Origin of the sequence: Microbacterium sp. S308A+, assembly GCF_049800815.1 — a bacterium.
GTDB lineage: Bacteria > Actinomycetota > Actinomycetes > Actinomycetales > Microbacteriaceae > Microbacterium.
The window spans coordinates 148,321-174,716 of sequence record NZ_JBNAFT010000003.1; the positions used below are offsets into that span (position 1 = coordinate 148,321).

Annotated in this window: 29 protein-coding genes; 16 read left to right on the forward strand and 13 right to left on the reverse strand. The window is 71.8% G+C overall.

All coding sequences use genetic code 11. From position 1 onward, the window contains the following. Positions 1 to 189 precede the first annotated feature (189 nt). On the forward strand, positions 190 to 1,998 hold the full coding sequence (locus ACP15J_RS10225) for a DUF4012 domain-containing protein (RefSeq protein WP_424936884.1): 1,809 nt from the start codon (positions 190 to 192) through the stop codon (positions 1,996 to 1,998). Here ACP15J_RS10225 and ACP15J_RS10230 read toward each other — a convergent pair. Both ACP15J_RS10230 and ACP15J_RS10235 read right to left on the reverse strand, forming a co-directional pair. Beyond that, the gene (locus tag ACP15J_RS10230) at positions 1,995 to 3,434 is read right to left on the reverse strand and encodes a polysaccharide biosynthesis tyrosine autokinase (RefSeq protein WP_424936885.1); all 1,440 of its coding nucleotides are present in this window, start codon (positions 3,432 to 3,434) and stop codon (positions 1,995 to 1,997) included. The two genes, ACP15J_RS10225 and ACP15J_RS10230, sit on opposite strands and share 4 nt — an antisense overlap. Positions 3,435 to 3,857: 423 nt before the next feature. Next, positions 3,858 to 4,799 carry an SDR family oxidoreductase gene (locus ACP15J_RS10235; RefSeq protein WP_424936886.1) on the reverse strand — a complete coding sequence of 314 codons (942 nt, stop codon included), beginning with the start codon at positions 4,797 to 4,799 and terminating at the stop codon, positions 3,858 to 3,860. Positions 4,800 to 4,931: 132 nt separating this feature from the next. Between ACP15J_RS10235 and ACP15J_RS10240 the strand changes: the two genes are divergently transcribed. From ACP15J_RS10240 to ACP15J_RS10285, 10 genes are all read left to right on the forward strand, one after another. After that, positions 4,932 to 5,771 (forward strand): helix-turn-helix domain-containing protein, encoded by an 840-nt coding sequence (locus ACP15J_RS10240; RefSeq protein WP_424936887.1) that lies wholly within the window; start codon positions 4,932 to 4,934, stop codon positions 5,769 to 5,771. A gap of 141 nt (positions 5,772 to 5,912) precedes the next feature. Continuing rightward, a complete protein-coding gene (locus ACP15J_RS10245; RefSeq protein WP_424936888.1) occupies positions 5,913 to 6,338 on the forward strand; it encodes an Asp23/Gls24 family envelope stress response protein in 426 nt (141 codons plus the stop codon). Then, on the forward strand, positions 6,335 to 6,526 hold the full coding sequence (locus ACP15J_RS10250) for a hypothetical protein (protein ID WP_424936889.1): 192 nt from the start codon (positions 6,335 to 6,337) through the stop codon (positions 6,524 to 6,526). The genes ACP15J_RS10245 and ACP15J_RS10250 overlap by 4 nt, the downstream gene beginning before the upstream one ends. Then, complete coding sequence (locus tag ACP15J_RS10255; RefSeq protein ID WP_424936890.1) at positions 6,523 to 6,858, forward strand: hypothetical protein; 336 nt, start codon at positions 6,523 to 6,525, stop codon at positions 6,856 to 6,858. Before ACP15J_RS10250 ends, ACP15J_RS10255 begins: the two co-directional genes overlap by 4 nt. Next, a complete protein-coding gene (locus ACP15J_RS10260; RefSeq protein ID WP_424936891.1) occupies positions 6,858 to 7,424 on the forward strand; it encodes a hypothetical protein in 567 nt (188 codons plus the stop codon). Before ACP15J_RS10255 ends, ACP15J_RS10260 begins: the two co-directional genes overlap by 1 nt. Next, positions 7,421 to 8,035: a hypothetical protein gene (locus ACP15J_RS10265; RefSeq protein ID WP_424936892.1), complete on the forward strand. Its 615-nt coding sequence runs from the start codon at positions 7,421 to 7,423 to the stop codon at positions 8,033 to 8,035. Before ACP15J_RS10260 ends, ACP15J_RS10265 begins: the two co-directional genes overlap by 4 nt. 35 nt (positions 8,036 to 8,070) lie before the next feature. Further along, entirely contained in the window at positions 8,071 to 8,232 is a 162-nt protein-coding gene (locus tag ACP15J_RS10270; protein ID WP_424936893.1) for a hypothetical protein, read from the forward strand. A 75-nt stretch (positions 8,233 to 8,307) separates the two neighbouring features. Continuing rightward, positions 8,308 to 8,880 carry an RNA polymerase sigma factor gene (locus ACP15J_RS10275; RefSeq protein WP_424936894.1) on the forward strand — a complete coding sequence of 191 codons (573 nt, stop codon included), beginning with the start codon at positions 8,308 to 8,310 and terminating at the stop codon, positions 8,878 to 8,880. Further along, the gene (locus ACP15J_RS10280; RefSeq protein ID WP_424936895.1) at positions 8,871 to 9,488 is read left to right on the forward strand and encodes an Asp23/Gls24 family envelope stress response protein; all 618 of its coding nucleotides are present in this window, start codon (positions 8,871 to 8,873) and stop codon (positions 9,486 to 9,488) included. Before ACP15J_RS10275 ends, ACP15J_RS10280 begins: the two co-directional genes overlap by 10 nt. Next, on the forward strand, positions 9,485 to 9,820 hold the full coding sequence (locus ACP15J_RS10285; RefSeq protein WP_424936896.1) for a hypothetical protein: 336 nt from the start codon (positions 9,485 to 9,487) through the stop codon (positions 9,818 to 9,820). The genes ACP15J_RS10280 and ACP15J_RS10285 overlap by 4 nt, the downstream gene beginning before the upstream one ends. Positions 9,821 to 9,902: 82 nt before the next feature. On the opposite strand, the gene ACP15J_RS10290 is transcribed toward ACP15J_RS10285, so the two are convergent. Genes ACP15J_RS10290 through ACP15J_RS10305 form a run of 4 tightly spaced genes read right to left on the reverse strand, consistent with a single transcriptional unit; the run spans position 9,903 to position 12,206 of the window. Next, the gene (locus ACP15J_RS10290) at positions 9,903 to 10,667 is read right to left on the reverse strand and encodes an ABC transporter permease (RefSeq protein WP_424936897.1); all 765 of its coding nucleotides are present in this window, start codon (positions 10,665 to 10,667) and stop codon (positions 9,903 to 9,905) included. After that, positions 10,664 to 11,488, reverse strand: a complete 825-nt coding sequence (locus ACP15J_RS10295) for an ABC transporter ATP-binding protein (RefSeq protein WP_424936898.1) — start codon at positions 11,486 to 11,488, stop codon at positions 10,664 to 10,666. The genes ACP15J_RS10290 and ACP15J_RS10295 overlap by 4 nt, the downstream gene beginning before the upstream one ends. Then, the gene (locus ACP15J_RS10300) at positions 11,485 to 11,853 is read right to left on the reverse strand and encodes a DUF1048 domain-containing protein (RefSeq protein ID WP_424936899.1); all 369 of its coding nucleotides are present in this window, start codon (positions 11,851 to 11,853) and stop codon (positions 11,485 to 11,487) included. The genes ACP15J_RS10295 and ACP15J_RS10300 overlap by 4 nt, the downstream gene beginning before the upstream one ends. 2 nt (positions 11,854 to 11,855) lie before the next feature. Continuing rightward, positions 11,856 to 12,206, reverse strand: a complete 351-nt coding sequence (locus ACP15J_RS10305) for a PadR family transcriptional regulator (protein ID WP_424936900.1) — start codon at positions 12,204 to 12,206, stop codon at positions 11,856 to 11,858. A 362-nt stretch (positions 12,207 to 12,568) separates the two neighbouring features. Here ACP15J_RS10305 and ACP15J_RS10310 point away from each other — a divergent pair, with 362 nt between their 5' ends. Next, positions 12,569 to 13,495 (forward strand): hypothetical protein, encoded by a 927-nt coding sequence (locus ACP15J_RS10310; RefSeq protein WP_424936901.1) that lies wholly within the window; start codon positions 12,569 to 12,571, stop codon positions 13,493 to 13,495. Positions 13,496 to 13,519: 24 nt separating this feature from the next. On the opposite strand, the gene ACP15J_RS10315 is transcribed toward ACP15J_RS10310, so the two are convergent. Together ACP15J_RS10315 and ACP15J_RS10320 are read right to left on the reverse strand one after the other, a co-directional pair. Next, positions 13,520 to 14,944 carry a hypothetical protein gene (locus ACP15J_RS10315; RefSeq protein WP_424936902.1) on the reverse strand — a complete coding sequence of 475 codons (1,425 nt, stop codon included), beginning with the start codon at positions 14,942 to 14,944 and terminating at the stop codon, positions 13,520 to 13,522. A gap of 207 nt (positions 14,945 to 15,151) precedes the next feature. Next, the gene (locus ACP15J_RS10320; RefSeq protein ID WP_424936903.1) at positions 15,152 to 15,736 is read right to left on the reverse strand and encodes a hypothetical protein; all 585 of its coding nucleotides are present in this window, start codon (positions 15,734 to 15,736) and stop codon (positions 15,152 to 15,154) included. Between the two features lie 744 nt (positions 15,737 to 16,480). On the opposite strand from ACP15J_RS10320, the gene ACP15J_RS10325 reads away from it, so the two are divergent. After that, positions 16,481 to 17,326: a hypothetical protein gene (locus ACP15J_RS10325; RefSeq protein WP_424936904.1), complete on the forward strand. Its 846-nt coding sequence runs from the start codon at positions 16,481 to 16,483 to the stop codon at positions 17,324 to 17,326. A 66-nt stretch (positions 17,327 to 17,392) separates the two neighbouring features. Here the strand turns inward: ACP15J_RS10325 and ACP15J_RS10330 are convergent, their stop codons facing one another. Continuing rightward, positions 17,393 to 18,259, reverse strand: coding sequence for a hypothetical protein (locus ACP15J_RS10330; RefSeq protein WP_424936905.1), 867 nt, complete (start codon positions 18,257 to 18,259; stop codon positions 17,393 to 17,395). A gap of 572 nt (positions 18,260 to 18,831) precedes the next feature. On the opposite strand from ACP15J_RS10330, the gene ACP15J_RS10335 reads away from it, so the two are divergent. After that, positions 18,832 to 19,710 (forward strand): hypothetical protein, encoded by an 879-nt coding sequence (locus ACP15J_RS10335; RefSeq protein ID WP_424936906.1) that lies wholly within the window; start codon positions 18,832 to 18,834, stop codon positions 19,708 to 19,710. Positions 19,711 to 19,749: 39 nt separating this feature from the next. Here ACP15J_RS10335 and ACP15J_RS10340 read toward each other — a convergent pair whose 3' ends face one another. The 4 genes from ACP15J_RS10340 to ACP15J_RS10355 all read right to left on the reverse strand — a co-directional run bounded on the left by ACP15J_RS10340 (position 19,750) and on the right by ACP15J_RS10355 (position 23,688). Continuing rightward, a complete protein-coding gene (locus ACP15J_RS10340; protein ID WP_424936907.1) occupies positions 19,750 to 20,568 on the reverse strand; it encodes an ABC transporter ATP-binding protein in 819 nt (272 codons plus the stop codon). A gap of 11 nt (positions 20,569 to 20,579) precedes the next feature. After that, a complete protein-coding gene (locus ACP15J_RS10345) occupies positions 20,580 to 21,602 on the reverse strand; it encodes a FecCD family ABC transporter permease (protein ID WP_424936908.1) in 1,023 nt (340 codons plus the stop codon). Next, entirely contained in the window at positions 21,599 to 22,543 is a 945-nt protein-coding gene (locus tag ACP15J_RS10350) for a FecCD family ABC transporter permease (protein ID WP_424936909.1), read from the reverse strand. Before ACP15J_RS10350 ends, ACP15J_RS10345 begins: the two co-directional genes overlap by 4 nt. Before the next feature lie 101 nt (positions 22,544 to 22,644). Next, positions 22,645 to 23,688 (reverse strand): iron-siderophore ABC transporter substrate-binding protein, encoded by a 1,044-nt coding sequence (locus ACP15J_RS10355; RefSeq protein WP_424936910.1) that lies wholly within the window; start codon positions 23,686 to 23,688, stop codon positions 22,645 to 22,647. Between the two features lie 483 nt (positions 23,689 to 24,171). Here ACP15J_RS10355 and ACP15J_RS10360 point away from each other — a divergent pair, with 483 nt between their 5' ends. Further along, positions 24,172 to 25,479: an aminotransferase class V-fold PLP-dependent enzyme gene (locus tag ACP15J_RS10360; RefSeq protein WP_424936911.1), complete on the forward strand. Its 1,308-nt coding sequence runs from the start codon at positions 24,172 to 24,174 to the stop codon at positions 25,477 to 25,479. After that, on the forward strand, positions 25,476 to 25,919 hold the full coding sequence (gene sufU / locus ACP15J_RS10365) for a Fe-S cluster assembly sulfur transfer protein SufU (RefSeq protein ID WP_424936912.1): 444 nt from the start codon (positions 25,476 to 25,478) through the stop codon (positions 25,917 to 25,919). Before ACP15J_RS10360 ends, sufU begins: the two co-directional genes overlap by 4 nt. Positions 25,920 to 26,396 lie beyond the last annotated feature (477 nt).

Genomic DNA, 26,396 nt, shown 5'->3' on the forward strand with positions numbered 1-26,396 from the left:
GAGAGAGGAGGATCGTTCGGCGACGATGCGGAGGAGCTCGGCCTCAGCGTAGCCGTGGGCGACGGCGGTGAGAACGTGAGCGACAGCTGTGAGACAAAGAGGAGCGGGATGGGGGAGAAAAGAGGCGGATCCGGGTTCGCTCACGCTCCTCGGCGGGGGATCCCCACGGCGCGTTGATTGAATGAGCCCGTGTCCGACCATCCTGCACGACGCGCGCGCGGCGACGTGGGTCCCGACGTCCGCCCGGCGCGTGCACGCGGGCGCCGTACGCGGTGGATCTGGATCGGCGTCGGCGCCGTGGTCCTCGTCCTCGGCGTGGTCGCGGGCGTGGTGGCGAAGGGGGTCTACGACGGCGCGCAGAGGGCGAGGGCCCATCTGGTGCAGGCGGTCGAGGACGCCCGCGCGGCGAAGGCCGCCCTCCTCGGCGGAGACCAGGGGGGAGCCGCCGCGGCGGTGTCCCGGTTCACCGAGCAGATGACGCAGGCGCGGCGGAGCACCGAGGGGTTCGCATGGTCGATCGCGGAGTCCGTTCCGCTGCCGGTCGCCGCGAACCTGCGGGCCGTGCGGGTGGTCACCGAGTCCGGGAGCACGATCGCCGACAGCGTGTCGGCCCTGATGACCGACGGCGGGCTGTCGGCGATCGAGCCGAAGGACGGCGCGTGGGACCTCCCCGCGCTCGCGCGGACGGCGAGGGGGCTGGCCGATCTGGACCGCGCGCTCGCCGCCGCCACGGACCGGGTGGAGGACGTCCGTGACGCCGATCTCGTCCCTGAGGTCGCGTCCGGCGTCTCCCTCTTCCGTGAGCAGCTCGCCGGGACGAGGGAGGCCGTCGGCTCCGCCGCCGACGTCCTGGGGATGCTGCCGGACGCGCTCGGGGCCTCGGGGCCGCGCGACTATCTGCTGATGTTCCAGGGAAACTCCGAGGCACGGAGCCTCGGCGGGAACGCCGCGGTGATGCTCCCCGTCCATGCGGAGCAGGGCAGGGTGAGCATCGGCGGCGCCGTCAACAGCAGTGATTTCGTCCAGCCCAGGGCCACCCCGGTCATCCCGCTCGATCCCGAGGCGGTGCACATCTACGGCGACAAGATCGGTCGCTACACGCCCGACCTCACGATGATCCCGGACTTCCCGCAGGCGGTGACGGTGGCGCAGGGCTGGTGGCGCGACACCTTCGGCGTCGAGTTCGACGCGGCCCTCTCGGTCGACCCGGTCGCCCTGTCGTATCTGCTGCGAGCCACGGGGCCGATCGTCATGCCCACGGGCGACACCCTCACCGCCGAGAACGCCGTGCCGCTGCTGTTGAACGAGGTCTACTTCCGCTACGAGGACCCCGCCGCGCAGAACGACTTCTTCGCCGCGGCCGCCGACAGCGTCTTCGGCGCGCTCACCCGGGGCGGCATGGACACCGGCGCGCTGGTCGAGGCTCTGACCCTCGCGGCGGCCGAGGGGCGGATCCTGTACGCCTCCTCGGACGCGTCCCAGGAAAGGCTCGTCGAGGGCAGCAGGATCGGCGGCAGGATGCCGGCCGACAACGCGGAGAGCGCGGTCCTCGGCGTGTACCTCAACGACGACACGGGCTCGAAGAAGAGCTACTACCTCGACATGACGATCGAGGCGTGCAGCAGCGGCTCTGCGGTGGAGGGGCGTGTCCAGCTGACCTCCACGCTCACCGCCGACCAGGCGGCGGGGCTCCCGCACTACGTCAGAGGAGTGTATTTCCCCGCGCCGGACATCAGCAGCTATGTGGTCCTGTACGGGCCGGTCGGCACCACGCTGGCCGGCGTCACCATGGACGGGCAGCCCGCCGTCGTCTCCAGCGCGGGGCAGCATCTGGGCCGTCCTGCCGTCAAGGTGCACGTCATGAGCCACCTCAGCAGCGTGCACACGATCGACGTCCGCTTCGAGGGGCTCGGCGCCGAGCACGGACCGCTGGACGTGTGGTCCACGCCGATGTCGAGGGCGACCCCGGTCGCGGTCGCTCCCGCCTGCGCGGATTAGGTGAGCTCCGCCATGGCGGTGTCGTCCGCGCGCTTCTCCACGCCGCCCGGTGTGGCGGCTGCGGTTTTCCGCCCGGTCGGCGCGTAGGCGTAAGCGCCGTAACCGTAGCTGTCGGGTCCCTTGGGGGGCAGTTTGGTGACGATCACGCCGAGGAGCCCCGCTCCTGCGGCGCCGAGCGCGCGGACGGCCCCGGTCAGGTCCTGTCTCCTGGTCTCGCCCGCGGCGGCGACGAGGAGCACGCCGCGGGCCTTCGTGGCGACGACGGCGGCGTCGGTCACCGGGAGGAGCGGCGGCGCGTCGATCAGCACGTAGTCGACCTGGTCGCCGAGCTGGGCGAGCAGGTGGTCCATGGCGGCGGATCCGAGCAGTTCGCTCGGGTTGGGCGGGATGCGTCCGCTGGCGAGCACGAAGAGGTCGTTCCGGCCCCATCTCTGCAGCGCGGCGACGAGCTCGACACGGCCGATCAGGACATCGGTGAGCCCCACTCCGCCCTCGACGCCCATGTGCGCGGCGATGCGAGGGCGGCGGAGGTCGCCGTCGATCAGCGCGACCCTCGCACCGGTCTCGGCGAGCGCGATCGCCAGGTTGGCCGCGGTGGTCGTCTTGCCCTCGCCGGGACTGGCGCTGGAGACCACGAAGATGCGGGGCGCGGTGTCGACGTCGAGGAACCGGAGGTTCGTCCGCAGGGCGCGGAAGGACTCGGCCCGGGGGTCGTGCGGGGCGTCATGCACGATGAGCGGCCGCTTGGCGGCGTCGGGGTCCCGGGTGATGCGGCCGAGCACGGGGGCGCTGGTGATCCGCTCCACGTCGTGAGGGGTGCGGATCCGGGTGTCGAGAACGGTGCGGAGGACGGCGAGCGCGATGCCGGCCGCGAGGCCCAGGATGCCCCCGAGTGCGAGGACGAGCCTCAGGTTGGGGCTCGCCGGCGAGGTCGGGGTCGTCGCCGGCTGGGTGACGGTCACCCGGACGGGGCTGGCCTCGGTGCTCCCGACGGGCCGCTCCAGCGTGTTCTGGACGGCCGACGTGAAGCTCGCGGCGACGGCGTTCGCGATCTCGGCGGCACGCTCGGGATCGCTGTCGGCGACGTTCACGTCGATGAGCACCGTGTTCAGCCGAGCCGTGGCGGTGACCTGCGCCGCGAGCTCGGCGGCCGTCGTACCCAGGCCCAGCTTCGCCACGACCGGATCGAGGATCAGGGGCGTGCTGACGATGTCGACGTAGCTCGTGACCATCTGCCGCGCGAACATCTGTCCCTGGACGAGGTCGACGGTGGCGGCGCCGGTCGTGCGGACGGAGATGTACAGCTGGGTGGTGGCCACGTACTTCGGCTGCTGCAGGAGGGAGATCCCGAGCCCGCCGGCGACGCCGGTGACGGCCAGGATCAGGATCAGGGCCCAGCTTCTGCGCAGGATGCGCATGTAGTCACGGAACTCCACGCGTCGGGGCCCTCTCCGTCCTTGAGATGCAGCGGCCATTGTCTCATGGCCGATCGAAACAGGCTCTTCCGAGGTGACGGCGAGAGAAGGAGGGCCTGACGCGGGGGCCGGCTTTCCCACCTGTGCCGGTCGGCTTCGCAACCACGAGGCGGCCTCGCCGACGGTCGCTCTGCGATGGTCCTCCCCGAGGGAGGGAGCGGTCGCGGGGAGAGGGAGCCGGTGTGCCTCCATCCCCCAATGCAGGCACACCGGCAGGTGACAGTGCACGCACGGTGCCGAGATCTGCCCCCCGGTGGCGAGAGCGAATCACATCGCCCCGAGATCGGGGGTGCTTTCGTCGTCGCCGGAGGACCACGCTACTGCAGGGTGGTCGCGCTCTCTCCCAGCGATCTCGCAGGCAGCCGCCTCGGTCGCGGAGCCGCCTCAGCGGTCGAGGGAGACGCCCGTGAGCTCCTGCGAGACCTGCCACACCCTGGCAGCCTCGGCGGGGCTGCGCAGCGGGGCGTAGAGGCGCTGCGCAGCGGGCGGGCCTCCGAGGCGCCCTGGCCCGGCAGGTCCGTAGAAGGCGCCGATGCCGGGGTCGGCCACGGTCGCGGCGAGCACCGCCGGGAGCGCCGCCGTCTGCGGGGTGCCGAAGAGGACCCCTCGTGCCGACAGCGCGCCGATCAGACGGCGTCCGAGGGTGTCGCCGTCACGCCCCACCTCGGGCCGGGCGGCGAGCAGGCTCGTCGGCGCGACACCGGGATGAGAGAGGGTGCTGGTGATGCCCCAGCCCCGCTCGGCGCTGCGGCGCCCCAGCTCGACGGCGAAGAGGCCGAACGCGATCTTGGACTGGCGGTAGGCGCGCATCCCGTCGTAGGAGCGCTCCGCGTTCAGGTCGTCCCAGGCGATCCGGCCCTGTCGCGCGGCGACGCTGATCTGCGAGGTGACCCGTGCTCTGCCTGCCGCCAGCAGGGGGAGGAGGGCGGCGACGAGCGCGACATGGCCGAGGTGGTTGGTGCCGAGCTGCAGCTCGAAGCCGTCCGACGTGGTCTGCCGGGTCGGCGGCGTCATCACGCCGGCGTTGTTCACGAGCAGGTGCAGCGGCGCCCCCTCGGTGCGCAGGCGGTCGCCGAGCGCGGCGACCGAGGCGAGAGAGGAGAGGTCGAGGCTCTCCTGCACGACCACCGCGCCGGGGACGTCCCGGCGGATGGCGGCCGCCGCGGCTTCGCCCTTGGTCGCGTTGCGCACGGGCAGCAGGATCTCGGCGCCCGCCGCGGCGAGCCGGGTGGCGATGCGCAGGCCGATCCCGTCGCTTCCGCCGGTGACGAGGGCGCGGCGGCCGGAGAGGTCGGGGAGGTCGGGATCGGGTGAACGGCGGGACATGTCTGCTCCTCGGATCGGGTCTGTCCCCCTCAGGCTGCATCGAGGCCGCTCCGCTATCCAGGGATCGACGATCCGTGGATCCCTGGGCTCGGCGGCGTAGAAAAGAGGGACGACGTGGAGGGAGCAGGCACGATGGAACGGGATCGGGCAGGGCTGGCGGAGTTCCTGCGGCGGCGACGAGCCGCGCTGCAGCCGGAGGACGTCGGCCTTCCGCGCGGCGCGCGCCGGCGCACCGACGGGCTGCGACGGGAGGAGGTCGCGACGCTGTGCCACATGTCGACGGACTATTACACGCGCATCGAACAGGAGCGGGGACCGCAGCCGTCGGCGCAGATGCTCGCGGCGATCGCGCAGGGGCTGCACCTCTCGCTCGACGAGCGCGACCACCTCTTCCGCCTCGCCGGGCAGGAGCCGCCGCCTCGGCGCTCCGGCGACGATCACGTCGCCCCCGGGCTCGCGCGGATCTTCGACCGTCTGGGCGACACCGCGGCCGAGATCGTCACCGAGCTCGGCGAGACCCTGCGGCAGACACCGCTGGCGATCGCCCTCACCGGGGACGTGTCGCGGTTCGCCGGCTCCGCACGCAGCCTCGGCTACCGCTGGTTCACCGATCCCTCGTCTCGCGATCGGTATGCGCCGTCCGAGCACGACCATCTCTCCCGGATGTTCGCGTCGGGGCTGCGCGAGCTCGCCGCGCGGCGGGGGCCCGGTTCCCGTGCTGCGCGGATCGCCGATGACCTCCTCGGACGCAGCGCAGAATTCCGCCGCGTGTGGGAGCGGCACGAGGTCGGCGTCCGCCCCGACGAGACGAAGCGCTTCGTCCACCCCGAGGTGGGCGCCCTGGAGCTCCATTGCCAGCGCCTCGTGGACCCCGACCAGTCCCACTCCCTGCTCGTCTACACCGCGACGCCCGGGAGCGAGAGCCACGAGAGGCTCCGCCTGCTCGCCGTGCTCGCGCCGCCGGCGGCCTGAGGTTCCGCTGTTGCCGGCCGCTCACCAGGCGAGGTGACGGAAGCAGCGGTATTTTGTGACGTTTCGCCGGTTCGCGCGTCTTAAGAGTGTCGTCGGTTCGACGGCCCGCTCGCGAGCGGACAGACTTGGAGGAGGAACACCATGGCAAACGACAACGCAGTGACGCAGAACAAGGCGCAGACGGTGGGCAGGACCGGCAAGACCACGATCGACGACGGCGTGGTCGCGAAGATCGCAGGCATCGCCGCTCGTGAGGTGCGTGGCGTCCACGCTCTCGGCGGAGGCGCAGCCCGCATGGTCGGCGCCATCCGCGACGCGCTGAACTCGACCGACCTCTCGCAGGGCATCAGCGTCGAGGTCGGTGAGAAGCAGGTCGCCGTCGACGTCACGATCGTCGCCGAGTACCCGGTCTCTCTGCAGGCCCTGGCCGACGAGGTCCGGACCGCGGTCTACGGCGCCATGGAGCGCCTGGTCGGCATGGAGGTCACGGAGGTCAACGTGACCGTCAACGACGTCCACATCCCCGGCGACGACAGCGACGGCCAGGAGGAGGCGCGGGTCCGGTGAACGCCACGCTGATCGGCGCCGGGGTCGGGGCGCTCCTCGCCCTCACCTGGGTCGCCTTCGGATTCTGGGCGTTCTTGTTCGTCGGGCTCGCGATGTTGGCCGGCGCCGGCGCCGCCAGGATCCTCGGCGGGCGGATCGACGTGCGCGCCCTGGCGGATGCGCTCCGAGGGCGCCGCAGCTCGTCATGAACGCCCTCCCAGAGCCGACGTCCGCGCTCCACGGGCGGACGGTCGTCACCTCGGCGGCGTTGCATCGCCTCGCTGCGCGACTGGTCGCGGACACGGCGGGCGTGCGGCCTGCCCAGGTCTCGGTGCGGCTGAGCGACGACCGCGGCGCCTTGCGCGCCACCGTCTCGCTGCCGGTCGTCCTGACCGCACGGGCATCGACGCCGCTGTCCCGGCAGGGGGAGGGGATCCGCGACGCGCTGATCGGGGGCATGGACCGGCTGGCCGGGCGACGAGTCGCCGTCGTGGACGTCCGATACGCCGGTGTGCAGCGGGAGAGACGGAGGGTGATCTGATGACCAGCGAGGGGAACGTGTATCGGCGTGTGCTGCGTCGGGAGACGCACGCGTCGCGCACCATGCCCGCCGTCGCGATGGCCGTCGTGCTGCTGCTGGCTGTGATCGTTGCCGGGGGGCTGACGATCTGGGCCAGTGTCGACGTCGGAGGGAGGGAGGTCGCGGAGCGCACGGGCGCTGTGCTGGGCGCCGTGCTCCGCGACCCGGTCGCGCTCGCGGCGACGGTGGCGGTCGCCGCTCTGACCGGGGTCGTCCTCATCCTGCTCGGGCTCTCACCGGGGCGGCGCGCTCGCCGCGGCCGCACGACCGAGCAGGCGGCGCTTCTCGTCGACGACGGCGTGCTCGCCGACGCGGTCGCCGCGGCCGTGGCCGTCCGGTGCGGGCTCGCACGCCGGCAGGTCGTGGTGACGATGACCCGGCGCAGGGCCGAGGTGCGCATCCGTCCGATCAGCGGCCTGGCGGTTGACGAGAATGGCGCGAGGGAGGCGGCGTCCTCCGTGATCTCCGGGCTCGGCTTCTCCGTGCCGCAGACCGTGACGATCCTGCCGCAGGGGGTGCTCTCGTGAACGCCACGAACCGTGTCGTCAACCGGATCCTGCTGTTCGTCGTCGGTCTCGGTCTGCTCGTCGTCGCCGCGGCCGCTCTTCTGGTGGTCCTCCCCCTGCCTGCCGCCCAGGAGGGGAGGAGGGTGCGGGACGATCTGCTCCGACAGGCGCAGACGACGGTCGACGGGTGGGGAGACATCCTTCCCCGTCTCGGCGGACTGTCGGGGCCGGCGGTTCTCGCGCTCGCCGTCGGCGCGGTGATCGCGCTGCTGCTGGTCTTCTTCCTCCTCACCCGGGGCGGCGGACGCACGGGCGAGCTCGTCCGCGATGAGACGAGCGGCGGAACCACGACCGTGGACTCCTCGGTGGCGGCGGCGGTGCTCACGGCGTCGTTGCGAGAGCGCGCCGACGTCCTCTCGTCGACCGCGCAGGCCTTCCGCGTCCGCGGGGTCCCTGCCGTTCGTCTGGTGGTGGTGCCTCGATCGGGGGCGGCGCTCTCCGAGATCATCGTGGTCGCGGAAGAGGCGATCGAGGACTGGCGTGCGCTCGCGGGGACGCGGACGCCGGTCCTCCTGCATCTCGCGGATCGGAGCGGGGTCGAGAGGCTCCGTTCCGCGTCACGGGTGCGTTGAGAAACAGAAGGAAAGAAGAGAGAGGGAGAGGTGCGATGAGCGCACAGGACAAGGCCGAGGACGTGACCGAGAAGGTCAAGGACGTGGCGGAGGGCGTGGCCGACAAGGTCAAGGACGTGGCGGAGGGCGTGGCCGACAAGGCCAAGGACGTCGCCGAGGGCGCCGCGGACAAGGCCAGGGCGATCTTCAGGAAGTAGGCGCGCGCCACGACCTCGACGCGCGAGGGGCCCCATCGCAGGCGCCTCGGAGGGGTCGAAGGGAAGGGAGGACGGATGACGGATCCGGGGGACGGGACGCCACTGGCGCAGGCCGACGATCGCACGGTCGTCGGGCGCGCCGCCGACGGCGACGCCCAGGCCTTCGCCGTCCTCGTGCGACGCTACGCGCCGATGCTGCGGGCCTATGCGCGCAGGATCATGGGATCGTCGGCGTCGATCGACGACATCGTGCAGGACGCGTTCGTCGCGGCGTGGCAGAAGCTTCCCGAGCTGGAGCAGCCGGAGAAGGTGCGCGGCTGGCTGATGCGGATCGTAAGCCGGCGGGCGATCAGCGAGCTGCGCGCTGACCGGGGGCACCTCGACCTCGACGCCGTTCCCGCCCAGGCGCTCGCCGCTGTCGGGGAGTCGCCGGCGCGCGCCGTCGAGAGGCGTGCGGAACTGACCGCTCTGGCCGCGGCGCTGGGGGAGCTGCCGGCCGACCAGCGCGAGTGCTGGGTGCTCCGGGAGATCGGCGGCTCCTCCTATGAGGAGATCGCCGAGGACCTGGGGGTCCCGATGAGCACGGTAAGAGGCCTGTTGGCCCGTGCCAGGAAGTACATCATCACGCGGATGGAGGGATGGCGATGAACGACGACGCGCGCGCCACGGTCCAGGGATTCGACCCGGCGGACCTCGACGGCCACACGATGGACGAGCTCATCGACTACCTCGACGCGGGCAGGGTGCCGGTCGATCCGTCGATCGAGGAGTCTCCGGGGTGCCGGATCGCGCTCGACTCGCTCGCCCGTCTCCACGATCTCGGCCCTGCGCTCCTGGACGAGGAGATCCTGGCCGAGCCGCCGGTGGACGAGGGGTGGGTGCGTCAGGTCGTGGCGAACATCGCCCTCGATTCGCGTGCGGGCCGGCGTATCCCGGTCGTGGTCGCCGAGCCGGACGACGTGGCGATGACCGAGGGGGCCGTGCGCGGTCTCGTCCGTGCGGCGGAGGCGGCGGTCCCTGGAACGTTGATCGGGCGATGCCGGCTCGACGGGGACGTCACCGCGCCCGGTGCGCCGGTCCGGGTCGAGATCGAGGCCAGCGTGCCGTACGGCGAGCCGATCGCCACGGTCGCGGACCGGCTGCGTGCCGCGGTCGGAGCGGCGCTGGAGAGGCACACCGAGCTCGTGGTCACGGCGATCGACGTCGTCGTGCATGACGTGCGGATCGTCGTGGAAGGGACACAGGAGGGCCGATGAACGGGACGCAGGCGAAAGAACGGGCGGCCGCGATCGAGGCGGCTCTCCTCGCCACGCCGGGCGTGGCCGCGCTCTTTCCGGTCGCGGGGACGCTCTCGATCCTCGTCGAGGCCGGGACGCAGATGATCGGCGGGAAGGAGGAGCCGGCGTCGCGTGTCGTGGTCCGCACGGCCGGCGACACCGTTGAGGTGGAGGCGGCGATCGGCGTGGATGCCGATCATGCGGCGGCGGAGACCGTGCGTCGTGCGCATGCCGCGATCCGCGCGGCGGTCCCCGACGCGACGGTGGCGAGAGCGATCGTCACCCTCGTGCACGTCGACGACGCGGGGTGAGAAGAGGAGGCGCGTCGGCTCGCACAGAGAAGGCTTCCGCGGCTCGGACGATCCGAGCCGCGGAAGCCTGGGGGACGAGGGGTCAGCGGATCTTCGTGCGGTAGATCGCGATCGCCGCCGCGTAGGCGACGACGAGGATGCCGCCGCACCAGGCGAGGGCCACCCAGATGTCGGTGCCGACCGGCTGCTGCGCGAACAGCGACCGGATGGTGTTCACGATCGAGGTGACCGGCTGGTTCTCGGCGAACCAGGCCACCGGACCCGGCATCGAGTCGGTGGGGACGAACGCCGAGCTGATGAACGGCAGGAAGATCAGCGGGTAGCTGAACGCGCTCGCGCCGTCGACGCTCTTGGCGGAGAGCCCGGCGATCACCGCGACCCAGGTGAGGGCGAGGGTGAACAGGACCAGGATCCCGGCCACGGCGAGCCACGCGCCGAACGACGCCCCGGTCCGGAACCCGAGCAGCAGGGCCACGCCGGTGACGAGCGCGATCGAGACGAGGTTCGCCACGAGCGAGGTGAGCACGTGCGCCCACAGCACGCTCGACCGCGCGATCGGCATCGACTGGAACCGCTCGAAGATGCCGCCCTGCAGATCGAGGAAGAGCCGGTAGGACGTGTAGGCGATGCCGGAGGCGATCGTGATCAGGAGGATTCCCGGCAGCATGTAGTCGATGTAGGACCCTTCCATGCCGGTCCTGATCGCCCCGCCGAGGACGAAGACGAACAGGAGCATCAGGGCGATCGGGGTGACCGCGGTCGTGATGATCGTGTCGGGGCTGCGGAGGATGTGACGCAGCGACCGGCCGGTGAGCACACCGGTGTCGCGGAGGACATGCGAGGTCATCGGAGTTCCTTTCCTGCGGCGGCGCTCGCGCCGGTCGCGGTGTCGCCCTCGTCCGCGTCCTCGCCGACGAGGGCGAGGAAGACCTCTTCGAGCGTCGGCTGCTTCTCGACGTACTCGACCGTGGCCTGGGGGAGGAGCTTCTTGAGCTCGGCGAGGGTGCCGTTCTGGATGATCGTGCCCTTGTGCAGGATCGCGATCCGGTCGGCGAGCTGCTCGGCCTCGTCCAGATACTGCGTGGTGAGCAGCACCGTGGTGCCGCCCTGCGCGAGTCCGCGCACGGTCTGCCAGACCTCGATCCGCGCCTGCGGGTCGAGACCGGTCGTCGGCTCGTCCAGGAAGATCACCGGCGGGTTGCCGACGAGGCTCATCGCGATGTCGAGCCGACGGCGCATCCCGCCCGAGTAGGTGGAGGCCTTGCGGCCGCCGGCCTCGGTGAGAGAGAAGCGGGCGAGCATCTCGTCGGCGACGGCGCCGGGGTTGCGCAGGTGGCGGAGCCGGGCGACGAGCACGAGGTTCTCGCGCCCGCTGAGCATCTCGTCCACCGCGGCGAACTGCCCGGTGAGGCTGATCGCCGCGCGCACGTCGTCCGCCGCGGTCGCGACGTCGAACCCTCCGACGCGGGCGGAGCCGCCGTCGGCCTTGAGCAGGGTCGAGAGGATGCGCACGAGAGTGGTCTTGCCGGCGCCGTTGGAGCCGAGCAGGGCGAAGATGCTGCCCGGCGCGACGTCGAAGTCGACGCCGCGCAGCACCTGCAGGTCCTTGTACGACTTGGTGATGCCGCGGACCCGGATGGCCGGGCCGGTGGCGGTGGCGGTGCTCATCGTCCCTCCTTGCGCTTCGCGTCGTCGATCGCCGTGGTCAGGCGAGTGCGCTCCTTGTCGATCCACCGCTTGCCGCCGTAGGCCTCGGCGAAGGCCTCGGCGAACTCCACGGGGTCGTCGCCGACGATGTCGGCGACGAGGGTCCCGTCGGTCGCGGCGCGCTCCCACAGGTCCACGAGGTCCATGAACATCTGCACGATCGTGTCGCCGTCGGTGTGCCCGCCGTTGTACATGAGGTAGCGGTTCACCGCTTCGGCGGCGATGCGGTAGGGCTCCGGAAGAGCCTCCATCCGAGCCTTCGCCTGACGGTACTGCTTCTTCTGCTCCAGGGGTCCGGTGATGATCTCGATCCATTTCGCGGCCATGGTCAGTTCTCTCTTCCCTGCTGGTCTTGTTCGGTGTGGTGCAGATGCTCGATGCGTTCGGAGAGGAAGCTCCACGTCTTCCAGAACTCCTCGAGCTGGTCCTTCCCCTGCGCGTTGAGGGAGTAGACCTTGCGTGGCGGTCCCTTCTCGGAGGGGACCTTCTCGACGTCGACGAGACCGCGCTGCTCGATGCGCACGAGGAGCGCGTACACGGTGCCCTCGGCGATGTCGGTGAAGCCCTGGTCCCGCAGCCGTGCGGTGATCTCGTATCCATAGGCCGGTCGCCCCGCGAGGATCGCGAGGACGATGCCTTCGAGAGTGCCCTTGAGCATCTCGGTCATCTGGTTGCCCATCCGGCACCTCCTTCTACTCTGTGACGCTGACTACCAGTAGACGGTAACACTAAGTACCGGTACATAGCAACACTTAATACCGAAGGGCGGCGCCGCTGGGCGAAGGCGGTGAGGAGACGCGGCGGCGGGCGCGGGAACGCAGGGGCGACAACGTTCGCGGAGGCGTCCTGTGCGCGGAGAAGGCGCGGAGAGGAAAGAGGATCGGTCCGGCGCTCCCTCCAGAGGCCGGACCGATCCTGACGCCGCCCGTGAGCACGGGCAGAGAACGACCCGGGTGCTGGGACATCCCCCGATGGTCCCGAGGCAGGCCGCCTGATGGCTAGGCTAATCTGACCGATTTCACATACGGGGGAGCAGGCAGTGTGAAGACGGACGGTGAGAGCCGCGACCACGACGGACGGGAACCCGACGCGGCGGGGTTCGCCCCTGCCTTCGCGGCGGCGCTCGCGGCGCGGGGGATGACGCTCGTGGGCCTGAGGGACCGGCTCGCGGCCCACGGCAACCCGGTCTCGTTGACGACCCTGAGCTACTGGCGGCGGGGGATCCGTCATCCCGAGGGCCTGCGGTCCCTCGATGCGGTGGCCGACATCGAACGCATCCTCGGGCTGGATCAGGGCGCCCTGCTCGCCCGGCGGCGAGCGTCGCGTCGCCCCGGGGCGGTCGGCAGGCCGGTCCTTCCTTACGCCGACAGGGAGGCCGGCAGAAAGGTCATGGCACTCCGCGCAGCACTGGGCTTCGACGAGCAGGTCCCGGTTCGCGAGCTCACGGTGAGCATGGCGATCGACGTGGGCGCGGACGGACGGCTCCGGCGTCAGTCCACGCGTGCCCTGGTGCAGTGCGTCGCCGGGACGGTGACGTCGATCCCCTATGCGGAGGTGCTGGCCGAGCCCTCCACGGAGGGGCCGGAGTTCCGCGTCGTCGCAGGGGGAACCCTCGGCGCCTCCCTCTCGGACGAGGAGGGGAGGGCACACGTCGTGATCATCGACCTGGAGGATCCGCTCACCTCGCCGGAGACGCTCATGCTCGAGATCGAGACGATCTTTCCGCCGGCGGCGCACCCGTCCTTCACCGTGGGCTACGAGAGCTGGGCCAGGGTCCGCGAGGCCTTGATCTGGGTGCGCTTCGACCCGCGTCGTCTCCCTTCCTGGGTCGAGGAGAGCGTCGCGACGCCCGAGGGCACGTCGACGGCGAGCCTGCCGCTCGTCGGCTCCTCGGTCCACCTCCTGCGTCGTGGCTTCGGCCCGGGGCAGCTCACCGTCCGATGGGGGTTCGACGACAGATCGCCGTGAGCCCGCCGGACGTCCCGCGACGGCCTAGTCGCAGGACGTCGTGTTCTGGATCCAGATGGCGTCGCCGCCGCCGAAGTTCTCGTATCCGGCGGAGCTGGCCTCGGGAAAGGCGCCGTCGCCGATCTTGATCCAGGGCAGCTCGGTGGCCTTGGAACGCCAGATCTCGCCGTTCTGCCGCACCGCCACGGCGCCGTTGTCGGAGGTGTAGAGGTAGCTGAAGCCGTTGTTGCTCTCAGCTGGCATGTCCGCCGGCCCCGTCCCCCACTGCAGCGAGCCAGCCGGTCCCTGGATCCAGACGGCGTCGGGCGTGGGGCCGTAGTTCGCGTAGCCGGCGGCGTCCGGTGCGTTGGAGGCGCTGTCGCCGATCTTGACCCAGGGCAGCGCGGCGTCGTCGGAGCGCCAGATCTCGCGGTTCGCCCTGATCGCCACGGCCCCATGGTCGCTGCCGTAGACCTTGATGAAGCCGCTGTTGCTGGCGGCCGGAAGGTTCGCCGGCCCCGATCCCCGCTGTAGCACGCCGTCCTTGATCCAGACAGGGTCGGGAGAGCCGAAGCCGGTGGCGGCCGCCGTGCTGTGATCGGTGGAGGCGCCGTCGCCGACCTTGACCCAGGGCATCCCCGCCCCGTCAGAGCGCCAGATCTCGCCGTTGGAGCGGATCCCGATCGCCAAGCTCGCGGAGGTGTAGACACGGACGAAGTCGCTGTTGCTGGCTGCCGGCATGTTGGTGAGGCCGGTGCCCCACATCAGCACCCCGCCTTTGATCCAGACCGCGTCGGGATTGCCGCCGAAGTTCGCGAAACCGGCGTTGTCGGTCCCGACGTCGGCGCCGTCGCCGATCTTGACCCACGGCAGGTCGCTGGCCTTGGAACGCCAGATCTCCCCGTCGCCCTTGACCGCGACGCCGCCGGAGTCCGTCGCGAACAGGCGGACGAAGTCCCGGTTGCTGGCCGCCGGCATGTTCGCCGGCCCGGTGCCGAACCGCAGGGTCCCCGTCCGCCGCACGACGAGGGCGCTGCCGCCTCTCGCGCCCCCGGCCGTCTCGGCGTACATGGCGGAGGTGAGGGTGCCTGCGATGATGTCGCCCGCGGGGATGGTCACGATCCCGTTGGCGTCGGTCGGGTAAGCGGTGGGGGCGCCCGGCGCCCAGCGTCCTCCCCATCCGTCCGCGAAGACGAACCTCACGGTCGTCGGCAGCTCGTCGGTCACCCTGAAGGTGTACGCCGTCGTCGTCGGCCGGCAGGCGAGGGTGGAGGAGGGGGCGGAGACGACTCTGATCGTCCCCACGACCGACGCGGCGGCGGAGGGGACCGCCACGGCGGCGGCGATCACCGGGACGGACCACGCCGCGCCCTTGACGATCGTCCTCCGCCGGATCTGCCCCGGCTGCGGTGCGGGGTCGTGGTGGGGGGTGACGTCGTGGATGGGGGTGTCCCCGCGCCCGTCGCTCATCGGCGGTGTCCTCTTCGGCTCGGTTCTGTCTCGCCAGGACCGGACGGGCCTGGCGAGACAGAACACTATGAGCGCGACACCGCGGAACGGCGACGAAGAAGACGGAGCGGGGACAATCTGCGCCGGGTCGGGGGACTTTCCCGGCGTCGACGGCGAAATGCGGCGGGCCCCGACGCGAAAGCTCCCGGCCGTGACGCGTGGTGCGACCTACGGCAGGCTCGAAGCGCCCGGCTCGTCGGCGACCGCCGAGATGAGCACGTGCGACAGGGCCCGGGTGAGGAACGGGGCGCCCTGCCCATCGTTCTCCGGGGGCTTCTCGATCAGTGACGCCGTCAGCGAGGCGATGAGCTGGGACATCCCGTCGGCCAGCGCGAAGGGCAGTGCAGGGGGCGTCCCCGGCGGGAAGGACGGGGAGGGCAGCTGCCACTCGATCCAGGCGGCGTCCCCCGATGCCTGGAGGTCGATCGGGATGTCTCCGTCCACGATCAGGATCGATCCCGCCGGCAGCCGATGAGTGCCGGATGCCATGTGGGCCTCGAGCGTCCCTCGTCGGGGGACGAGGGCGCGGCATCGCCCTGTTCCCAGGGCAAGGCTGCGCAGGTGCAGCGGCTCCTGGCCACCTGTCCCCTCGACGCGCGCGACGACCCGGGAGGAGTCCGAGGCGGCCTCGATGACCCCTTCGTCTCCGAGCGCGTCCCCGGGCCCTTCTGCCCGATCCCAGCCGATCGTGCGGTAGGGATGACGTCTTGCGTCCTGCGGCGCGACCGCAGACGGCAAAGGTGTGACGTGCATGATGTCGAACGTTCCCCCGTCGAGCTTCTTCCCCGCCCGGCCGGTCTCTGGCCGGGATCCTGTGGCTGTTCCCCGCGAGTGCGCGGTCGAGGCCCCTGAGGCGGGGAGCGGCCCCCGGCCGTTCCCCGTCTCCCCGTGTCCGGCAGCTGTGCTCCCGTCGTCTTTCCCGCGGCGTCGAAGACGCGCACGATATGAGTTAACCACCGGTTAACGACTCCGTGAGAACGGGAGCGGTGCCAACGACAGATTCTTGCTGTTTTGCCGAGGTTTTCTGTCGTTTCCGTCCCGAGGCGTCCCGGGGTTTCCCGTAGTCGCGCGCCGGAGGGCCGGGTGACGAGTTCTGCCCCTTGGCTGAATCCGTCACCGGACGACCTCCGAGACGACACCTGAGCTAGGCTGAGGACGCGGCGCGGGGGCGCCGATACCCGCTCGGGGGCGGGTAGAAGGACAGGGGGATGTCCATGGGGGACATGAACGAGAGCCGGCGGATCGTGAGAGCGCTTTCCGCCGCGACGACCACCGTCGGAGAGAGCGGCGTCCGCGCGTCGCGTCTTGACCGGGATCAGCGCCGAGGCTGATCCGTAGGCAGGCCGCGCAGACGGCTGAGACGGGAGCCCGGCGACGCTGATCGTGTGCGCACGGGCTCAGAGCGGACCCCGGAGAGGATCCCTTCGTCGCGGTCGCTGCGCGTACCGGAACTCCGCGCGGGGGGCGTGCCGATCCTCCGTGCGGGAAGGAGTGAAAATGAGCATTGTCTCACTACCGCCCGTCACCGGCCCATCGCTGCGCGAAGGCCTGGTCCACGGAAGCGTGCAGGGCTACGAGAACGGATGTCGATCGCGGGGCGGCTGCGCCTACGGTCCCGACGACGGGTACCTCAGCTGCGCGGAGGCGGCGATCGCCCGGCGCAGCGACTGGCGGCTGGCCGGTCTTCCGACCAACCAGCCGATCCCGCGCCGCAAGCCCGCGCCGGCCCCGCAACGGGCCGCCGCGCCGGTGCGTCGCAGCGAGCCCGTGCGCGTGGCGGAGCCGGTGATCGTCGAGCCGAAGGAGGTGCACGGCACCACCTGGGGCTATCGCCGCGGCTGTACGACCGATCGCGGATGCCCGCACTGGCGGCTGGGGCGGGTCACCTGCCGCCAGGCTCGCAGGGAGTACGTACGCGAGTACAAGCGACGGCGGATCGAGGGCAACGGGAAGCCGATCGAGCACGGGACCAACCGTGGCTATCTCTCCGGCTGTCAGGACGAGTCGCGCTGCCCCAATCAGAGGACGGGGACGACCTGCGCCGAGGCGCGGCGGGCGTACAAGCGCGAGCGGTCGTACGACGCCGGCGCCCGTCCGCGGGTGCTGGTCGAGCCCGACCAGGGGGTGCGCGAGGTGCTCGTGAGCCTCCAGGAGGCGGGGTGGTCGCTCCGGCGGATCGCCTCCTCCGCCGGAGTGGGGCTGACCACCGTCTGTGCGATCGCCCGCAGCGGTGGCACGGACGGCGCCGACGCGGTGCGGAGGTTCACCCCCGCGACGCTCGAGAAGCTCCGCGGGCTGGCGGCGGCGGAGCAGGCGGAGCCGGGCGGCCTGAAGGCCGGGTGACCCGTGAGAACGGGGTCGGGGCCTCGGCGCCGTCGGAGGACGCCGCCGAGGCCCCGATCCGTCGCGTCAGCAGTTGAAGGCGAAGAGGTTGCTGAGCTGGCCGGCGTGGTCGGGCTGGGCGTCGGTCCACTGTCCCTCGGCGGTCATGGTCAGGGCGGGGCTTATCGAGCCGACGGCCGTCTCCCAGGCGCTGACGATCATCGGGCCGGCGATCGGGATGGTCCCGAGACCCTGGATGAACAGGTTCAGCGCGTCATAGCCGGGGACGCCGGTGACGTCCGGCGGCACGAGCGCGCCGAAGTAGCCCCAGAAGGTGCTGTCGCCGGGGACGAGCCCGGTGAGCAGGAGGTCGCGCTGGATGTCCCACGTGCACGTGAGCGTGACGGTCTGGTCGATCCCGGTGCCCGAGTATGTGCGGGTGAAGGTGGGCGGCGAGAGGTAGTCGCCGAGGTTCGACGGGGTGACCCAGAAGTCGCCGGTGACCTTCGGGCCTTGCACGGCGAGGGCGGCCGGCACGAGCACGGCGCCCACGATCGCAGAGGCGTAGGCGAGGGAGAACGTGCCGAACGCCAGCTCGGCGCCGGGCAGCAGCGTCGGGTCGACGGTGCCCGTGAACAGGCTCGGGGCGGGGAGGGTCATGCTCCAGGTCCCGGAGGCGGTCTCGGTGACGGGGAGGACGGGCGGGATGGGCACGGACGGGCTGTCCGCGCGCACGAGGAAGCCGGGGGCGAGGTGCCCGGTCCCGCCGGCGTCGAGGACGCAGTCGCCGCGGAGCGCGACGTTCCAGGGCTCCGTGCTCGCGGCAGCCAGCGGGGTCGAGACGGCTGCGGCGACGACCGGAACGGACCATGCGGCGGTCCGGACGATCGTGCGGCGCTGATACTGACGGATGCCGGCCGACGGATCGGCCGGCGGGTTGTTCGTGTTGTCCAAGGCTCCCCCTTGTGCTCTGCCGTCCGTGGAGCGGCACGGGTGTGTTTCTTCCGGTCTCGCCTCGACGGAGGCGAGACCGGGTGAGCCGCCTCGGGGCGGCCGTGCACGATTCTGTGCGGACGCATGGATCACGTGCATCGTGAGGACGGCGATGGGAGAGGTTTCCCCGAGAACAGGAGAGCTTTTCCGAGCGGTCGCCATACCACATCTCCACAGGCTGAGGTCGCGCGGTCCTGTCGCGTTCTGCGCCTGCTAGGCCAGGGTCATGTCCGCGTGTCGTGCCGCTTCCGCCGAGGCCGGGAGCGCTCTCGGAAAACTCTCCTGTTCTCGGGGAAACCTCTCCCATCCCCCGGCTCTCGGTGCACGTGCTCGCCGCGCCCGTGGACAATCGAGCACGGCCGCCTCTGCGGTGGCCGCTCCCGGTCTCGACGGGGCGAGGCCGGGAAGGGGCATCGTGCTCGTCCAGGGGAAGCAGACCGAGCAAGGGGGAGCTTTGCGCACCACGAACGATGCGATCGCGGATCCGTCGGCCGGTGGGTGACGTAACGATCGGGGGGTCGATCTCACCAGCCATGACTGCGCATCGTGTCGTGTCCGCCGAGGGGGAGTTCGCCGACGAGGAGGCCATCCAAGCTGCCGGCTGGCGCCTGACGACGACCTCGCTGCCCCGGGTCGTGCTGGACTCGCGCCGTGGCGAGCACTGGCGGATCAGCCGGCTCTGGTCGACGGGGGCGGTCCTGGAGGCGTCCGTCCTCCCGGCCGGGACCTGGCGGGCGTTCATCGGCGTCGAGGGCGAGGCGGTGGTCACCACGCCGACGGCGGCGGTGGCGCTGCGGGGCCGGGACGTCCTCCTCGTCCCCGGGGAGGTGCCGGTGTCGACGCGGAACGAGGGGCCCTGGGCGAGGTTCGTCTGGGAGGTCGACCATCCCGCGCTCGGCCAGCCGCGGTTCCGGTCGACGCTGGGCGCCCGGCTCTCCTTCGACGAGGTCTCCTGGAACCTGATCGCGACGATCACGAACGTCCTCGCGCCGTCCGGCGAGAGCTCGGACCGGTACGGAGATCCCTTCCTCGCCGATGTCGTCGGCTTCACCCTCCTCGCCGCGGTCGCGGAGGCCGGCGCGGTCGACGGTGCTGAGGGCGGCGCGCCTCCGAGCCTGTATCGGACGGCGTTGCGCCTCATCGACGAGCATCATCGCGACCCCTCGCTCACCGTCACCTCGCTCGCCCAGCGCCTGGCGATCTCGGTGCCCCATCTGCACCGTCTCTTCGCCCGTGAGGGCACGCGCCCGCGCATTGAGATCGAGCGGCGGCGAGTGGCCACCGCGTTGCGCCTGAAGGACTTCGTGGGAGCGGAGTCCTCCGCCGAGGAGGTGGCGGTCGCGTCGGGGTTCACCACGGTCGAGAGGATGACCAGTGCACTTCAGCGGCATGACGACGCGCGGTCCGGCTAAGGGGGCGTCCTTAAGGGAAACCCCCGGGTCGCAGGTGCGTCAGGCGGGGCGATGGACATCGACCGGGACGATCAGGGGCGTGCCGGCGACGGGGTCGGGCATCACCACGGCCTCCAGGTCGAACACCTCGCGCAGCAGCCCGACGGTCACCACGTCGTTCGGCGCGCCGTCGGCGACGATCCGGCCGTCCCGCATCGCGATCAGGTGGTCGGCGTAGCGGGTCGCGAGGTTGAGCTCGTGCATGACGACGACGACCTGGGTGCCACGCTCGCGGGAGAGCCGCACGAGCAGGTGCAGCAGCTCCACCTGATGCGCCAGGTCGAGGTACGTCGTCGGCTCGTCCAGCAGCAGCACGTCGGGCTCCTGAGCCAGGGCCATCGCGACCCAGGCGCGTTGCCGCTGTCCTCCGGAGAGCTCGTCGATCGGGCGGTCGGCGAGCTCGGCCATCGCGGTCACCTCGAGCGCGTCCGCGACCACCTCGTCGTCGTGGCGACCGCGTCCGCGCAGCCAGGATCGGTGCGGGGTGCGTCCGCGGTCGACGAGGTCGGCGACGGTGATGCCGTCCGGCGCGACAGGAGCCTGGGGGAGGAGTCCGACGATCCGTGCCACCTCCTTCGTGGGGAGCTTCGCGATCGGTTCGCCGTCGAGAAGGACGGCCCCGCCGCGTGGTCGGAGCAGGCGGGCCAGTGCGCGGAGCAGCGTCGACTTGCCGCAGCCGTTGCCCCCGACGATCATCGTCACACCGCTCGCCGGAAGTTCGAGGCTCAGTCCGCTGATCACCGGCTCGCCGTCGTAGCCGACCGTCAGGTCCACCGCCTGCAGGCGGTGGGCGGAGGCGCCGGTCGCCAGATGCGTCATGCCCTGATCCGTCATGCCTTGGTCCGTCCTCTCATCAGGAGCCACAGCAGGAAGGGCGCGCCGACCGCGCCGGTGACCACACCGACCGGCAGCACGACCGGGAAGAGGTGCTGGCCGATCGCGTCGGCCGCCAGCACGGTCGTGGCCCCCACGAGCGCGGCAGCGACGGGCAGCGCGCCGTCTCGCCGCACCAGGCGCAGCGAGATCGGTCCGGCGAGGAAGGCGACGAAAGCGATCGGCCCGGTGAGCGAGGTCGCCACCGAGACCAGCAGCACCGCGCACAGGATCAGGGCGAGACGGGAGCGCCGAGGGCGTACGCCGAGCATCGTCGCGGTGTCGTCGCCCAGGCGCAGGACGGGAAGCCGTCGTGCTGCGGCGAGGCCGGCGGCGATGAGCACCGCCAGGGCGGGGGCGATGAGGGCGAGCTGATCCCAGAGGCTGCGGCTGAGGGAGCCGGCCATCCAGACCGCGGCCTCGTGCGCGGCCTTCACGTCGGTGCGGGTGAGCACGTACGCGATCACCGCCTGCAGGGCCGCGGCGATCGCGATCCCCACCAGGACGAACCGCAGCCCCGACAGGCCGCGGCGGGAGGCGAGCACCCAGATGAGGAGCGCACTGCCCAGCCCGCCTGCGATCGCTGCACCCGAGACCGCGATCCCGGACGCGCCGGCGAATCCGATCGCGGCGACTGCGGCAGCGCTCGATCCCGTCCCGACGCCGATCACGTCGGGACTGGCCAGGACGTTGCGGAGGAGGGTCTGGAACAGCATCCCGCCGAGACCGAACGCCGCGCCGGCGAGGAGCGCTCCGACCATGCGCGGCAGACGGAGCTCTACGACCGCGAAGGACACGCCGGGGACGGTCTGGCCCGACAGGGCACGGAGCACGTCGGGCAGGGGGACGACCTTGGACCCGAAGACGAGGCCGACGCCGAGGAGCACCACCACCAGCGCCGTGAGCCCGCCGAGGACCATCGCATCGCGGCGGACCAGACGCCGGCGGATCACGCCGAGGCGGATCGTGAGCGCGCTCACAGTCCGACCGTCCGGCGCCGGCGCAGGAGCGCGATGAAGACCGGGGCGCCGATCACTCCGGTGACGATGCCGACCTCGATCACGCCGGGGCGGGCGAGGAGGCGGCCGATCACGTCGCACACGAGCAGGAACGCGGCGCCGGCGGCGGCCGAGAGCGGCACGATCCAGCGATAGTCCGCGCCGGCGAGGAAGCGGATCCCGTGGGGGACGGCGAGCCCGACGAACCCGATCGGACCGGCCAGCGCCGTCGCCGTCCCGCAGAGGAGGACGGTCGCGGCGGCCGCACCGAGGCGGGCCGTCCCGACCTTCACGCCGAGGCCCCGTGCCACGTCGTCGCCGAGGGCGAGGGCGTTGAGGGCGCCGGAGCAGACGAGGGCGAGCACCGCTCCGACCGCGAGGAATCCGCCGAGCTGTGCGAGCACGTCGAACGACGCCGCCGTGAGCGAGCCCAGCTGCCAGAACCGGAAGCTGTCGAGCGTCGACTCGTCGACGATGAGGACTCCCGAGATCACCGCGACGGCGATGGCGGTCACGGCCGCCCCCGCGAGGGCGAGGGTCACGGGAGTCGCCCCGCCCGGGCTCGCCGCCGCAGCGCCGTAGCCGACGGTCACCGCGACGGCGGCGCCGGCGAGCGCGCACCAGATGATCGCGAGGGGCGCCTGCCAGCCGAAGAGCGACATCCCGAGGACGACGAGGAGCGAGGCGCCCGCGTTGACGCCGAGGAGCCCAGGGTCGGCGAGCGGGTTGCGTGCCATGCCCTGCATGAGCGCGCCGCCCATGCCGAGCGCGGCGCCGACGAGGAGGCCCGTGACCGTCGTCGGAACCCGGGAGAGCACGGCCGCCTGGTCGGTGCTGCCGGGATCGGGGTCGGCGAAGGCGGCCCAGACCGTCGTGAGCGGCACGTCCCGTGCGCCGAGGGCGAGCGAGAGCAGGATCGCCATGGCAAGGGCCCCGAGACACACGGCGACGGTCCACCCGGGGGACAGACGCGCGCGGCGGCGCGTCTGTCCCGGAGCGGAGCCCGTCGGAGCGGCCGCCGTGGTCATCCGGCCTTGGCCGCCGCCTCGCCGAGACCCTTCGTGTAGGCGTCCAGGCCCCACGGGATCGAGAGGACCGTGGGGGCGGAGATGGCCATGAGGAGCGCTTGATCGTTCATGAGCACGACCGCGCCCTTCTGCACCGCGGGGATGCGGCTGAGGAGCGGATCGTTCTGGAGGGTGGACAGGTCTCCGCCCTGCACGTAGACCACGGCGACGTCGGCATCGAGCCTGTCGGCCTGCTCGGCGTTGATCGTGGAGACGAAGTTCTTCTCGCCCTTCGCCAGCTCGGCGATCGAGGACGGGGTGGCGAAGCCGAGGTCGTTCAGATACTGCACACGGGTGTCCTGCGGGGTGTAGTACTGCACCTTGCCGAGGTCCTTGGCGTCGACCCACATCACCATGCCGGTCTTGCCCTTCGCGGCGGGGTGCTTCGCCATCGCGTCGGCCATCTTCTTCTCGGTGCCGGCGATCAGGGCGTCGGCCTCGGACGCCTTGCCGAGGGCGGCGCCGACCATCCTCGTCGACTCACGCCAGGGCGTGCCCCACGGTGTCTCGGGGTACGCCACGGTGGGGGCGATCTTGCCGAGGGTGTCGTACTCCTGCTGCGAGAGGCCGGAGTTGGTGCCGAGCACCAGGTCGGGCGAGGCGTCCGAGATCTTCTCGTAGGGGATGCCGTCCGTCTCGTCGTGGAGTGCCGGGAGCTCTCCGCCGTCGGCGGCGATCGCGTCCTTCGTCCACTCCAGATAGCCGTCGCCGTCCGCGTCCCCGAAGGTCGAGGTGGGGATGGTCACCGGGATCGTCCCGAGCGCGATGGCGGCGTCGAAGCTGCCCCAGCCGACGGTCGCGACGCGCTCGGGCTGCGCCGGGATCTCGGTCGTGCCGTAGACGTGCGCCACCGTCGCGGGGAACGCGCCTTCGGACGCGCCGGTGCTGGCGGCGGGAGCGGCGGGACCGGAGGCGCAGGCGGAGAGGACGATGGCGCTCGCGGCGAGGGCGGCGGTGACGGCGGCTCCGCGCACGGTGCGGCGCAGGACGGGCGATGACATAGGACTCCTCTGCGATCTCGGGGAGGGAGGCAAGGCAAGCCTAACCTGATCGGGGGGCGCTCTCGTTCCCTTTCTCCCCGCTGTCTGCCGACCCCGGGGGCCGCCTCTCTCCTGCGGCCGCCCCTTCTGTGCGAGGTGGGGCCTGCATCGCGCCGAGGACGAGTTCGGCCCTGTTTCGCTGCGCGGATGCAGTGCCGAGGACCGGGCGGGGCCGGAGTGATGGACGTGCTCAACCGGCTCGGCCTCGGCGGTGGCCGATTCGTCGCGCTCGTGGATCCTCCGTGTCGGCGCCCTCCGGCGGCGGATCCGATGGATTATCGTGATCACGATCGCCTGGAACCTCGTCGCCTACGACGAACGAGCACGGCGTCCCGGAGCACCGGCAGGGCCGGGAGCAAAGGCGCCGGTGAGGGATTCTCCCTGCTCCGCAGCAGACCGGGCGCAGACGGACCCGGAGGGCGGGGACTGACGTAGCGTTGAGGGGTGACCACGACCGCATCCGCCCTCGACGTCGCCGCCGTCCGCGCCGACTTCCCGATCCTCGCCCAGAGCGTGAACGGCCATCCCCTGGCGTACCTCGACTCCGCGGCGACGAGCCAGAGGCCGCGCGCGGTGCTCGACGCGGAACGCGTGTTCCTGGAGCAGGAGAACGCCGCCGTGCATCGGGGCGCGCACACGCTCGCCGCCGAGGCGACGGAGCTCTACGAGGACGCCCGTGAGGCCGTCGCGGCCTTCGTCGGGGCGGGGGCGGACAACCTGGTCTGGACCAGCGGAGCCACCGCGGGCCTCAACCTCGTCGCCTACGGGATCGGCAACGCGACCGCGGGCCGCGGGGGTCCGGCCAGCGCCGCCCTCGCCCTCCGGCCCGGCGACGAGCTGGTCGTGACCGAGGCCGAGCATCACGCGAACATCATCCCCTGGCAGGAGCTCGCCGCGCGCACCGGCGCCGTGCTGCGCGTGATCCGGATCGGCGACGACGGCGCCCTCGACCTGGAGCACGCCGCCGAGGTGATCGGTCCGCGCACCAGGGTGGTCGCCTTCACGCACGTCTCGAACGTGCTGGGGATCGTCAACCCGGTCGCCGAGCTCGTATCGCTCGCTCGCGAGGCCGGCGCGCTCACCGTGCTCGACGCCTGCCAGTCCGCGCCGCACCTGCCGCTCGACCTGCCGGCGCTCGGGGTGGACCTCGCCGTCTTCTCCGGCCACAAGATGCAGGGGCCGTATGGCGTCGGGGGCCTGTACGGCCGCCCCGAGATCCTCGAGGCCCTGCCGCCGTTCCTCACCGGCGGGTCGATGATCGAGAGCGTCACGTTCGCCGAGACCCGCTACCTCCCGCCGCCGCAGCGGTTCGAGGCCGGCACGCAGCCGGTCTCCCAGGCGATCGCGCTCGCTGCGGCCGTCCGCTACCTCGACGGCGTCGGGATGGCGGCGGTCCACGCGCACGAGCGGGCGCTCGAACGGCGGATGCACGAGGGGCTGCGCGGGATCGACGGCATCCGCCTCCTCGGCGACGCTGCCGGGGCGGAGCGGGTCGCGCTCTGGTCGTTCGTCGTCGACGGCGTGCACGCGCACGATGTCGGACAGTTCCTCGACGCGCGGGGCATCGCGGTGCGCGTGGGTCATCATTGCGCGGAGCCCGTGCACGCCCGGCTGGGGGCGACCGCGTCGGTCCGCGCCTCCGCGGCGCTGTACACGACCGAGGACGAGGTGGACCGGTTCCTCGACGCGGTCTCCGGCGTGCGCGCGTTCTTCGGGGCCGGGGCCGGGGGCGAAGGGGGAGCGGGCGCATGAGCGGACTGGAGTCGCTGTACCAGGAGCTGATCCTCGACCACTCGAAGCGTCCGGAGGGCAAGGGTCTCCGCGGCGCCGAGGGAGACGCGGGGACGGCCGACGCGCACCAGCGCAATCCCATCTGCGGCGACGAGATCACCCTCCGCGTGCGGGTCGAGGACGATCGCATCGCCGAGGTGTCGTGGGCGGGCGAGGGATGCTCGATCTCCCAGGCCTCCGCCTCGATGCTGACGGACCTCGTCGCGGGGAGGTCCCGCGGGGAGGTCGTCGAGCTCGTCGCCGGGTTCCGCGAGGCGCTGCGCTCCCGCGGCGCGATCGCGCTCGACGAGGAGGTCTACGGCGACGCGGCCGCGCTCTCCGGCGTCTCGCGCTACGTGGCGCGCGTGAAGTGCGCGATGCTCGCCTGGGTCGCCCTGGAGGACGCCCTGCTCCGCGCCTGAGCGCGTCTCTGCGGGCGCGCGTCACGTGCCTCCGGGCGCGGTCGTGACGACGAGCTGCGCCGGCGGGGGACAAACGGGGAGGGCTCCCGGGACTTTCCGCATGCCGATGTGAGCGAGAGCGCCTGGCCGTGTCACGATCGGATGCGAACGACCGTCGCGGATGCCCCCTGCTCCCGAGCGAGGCGCGACCTCGCCGCCAGGCCGGTCAGCGATGCTCTCCCGTTCAGCGATGCTCCCCGGTCTCTCTCTGTGTCCTCGACGGTCGGTGCCCACGCGACCCCGATGAGTGAGGATCCATGATCGACTCCCCCCTGCCTCCGCAGACCACCGGCCCTGTCGACGGAACGTTCCGTCCCACGGTCGCGAACCCTTCCGGGATCGAGCGTCACGCACGCCGCGCCGTCTGCTGATCCGTGTCGAGAAGGTCTGAGCAGCCCCGCGGCCTCCCGTCGGGGGAGCCGATGCAGCGCCTGCGCG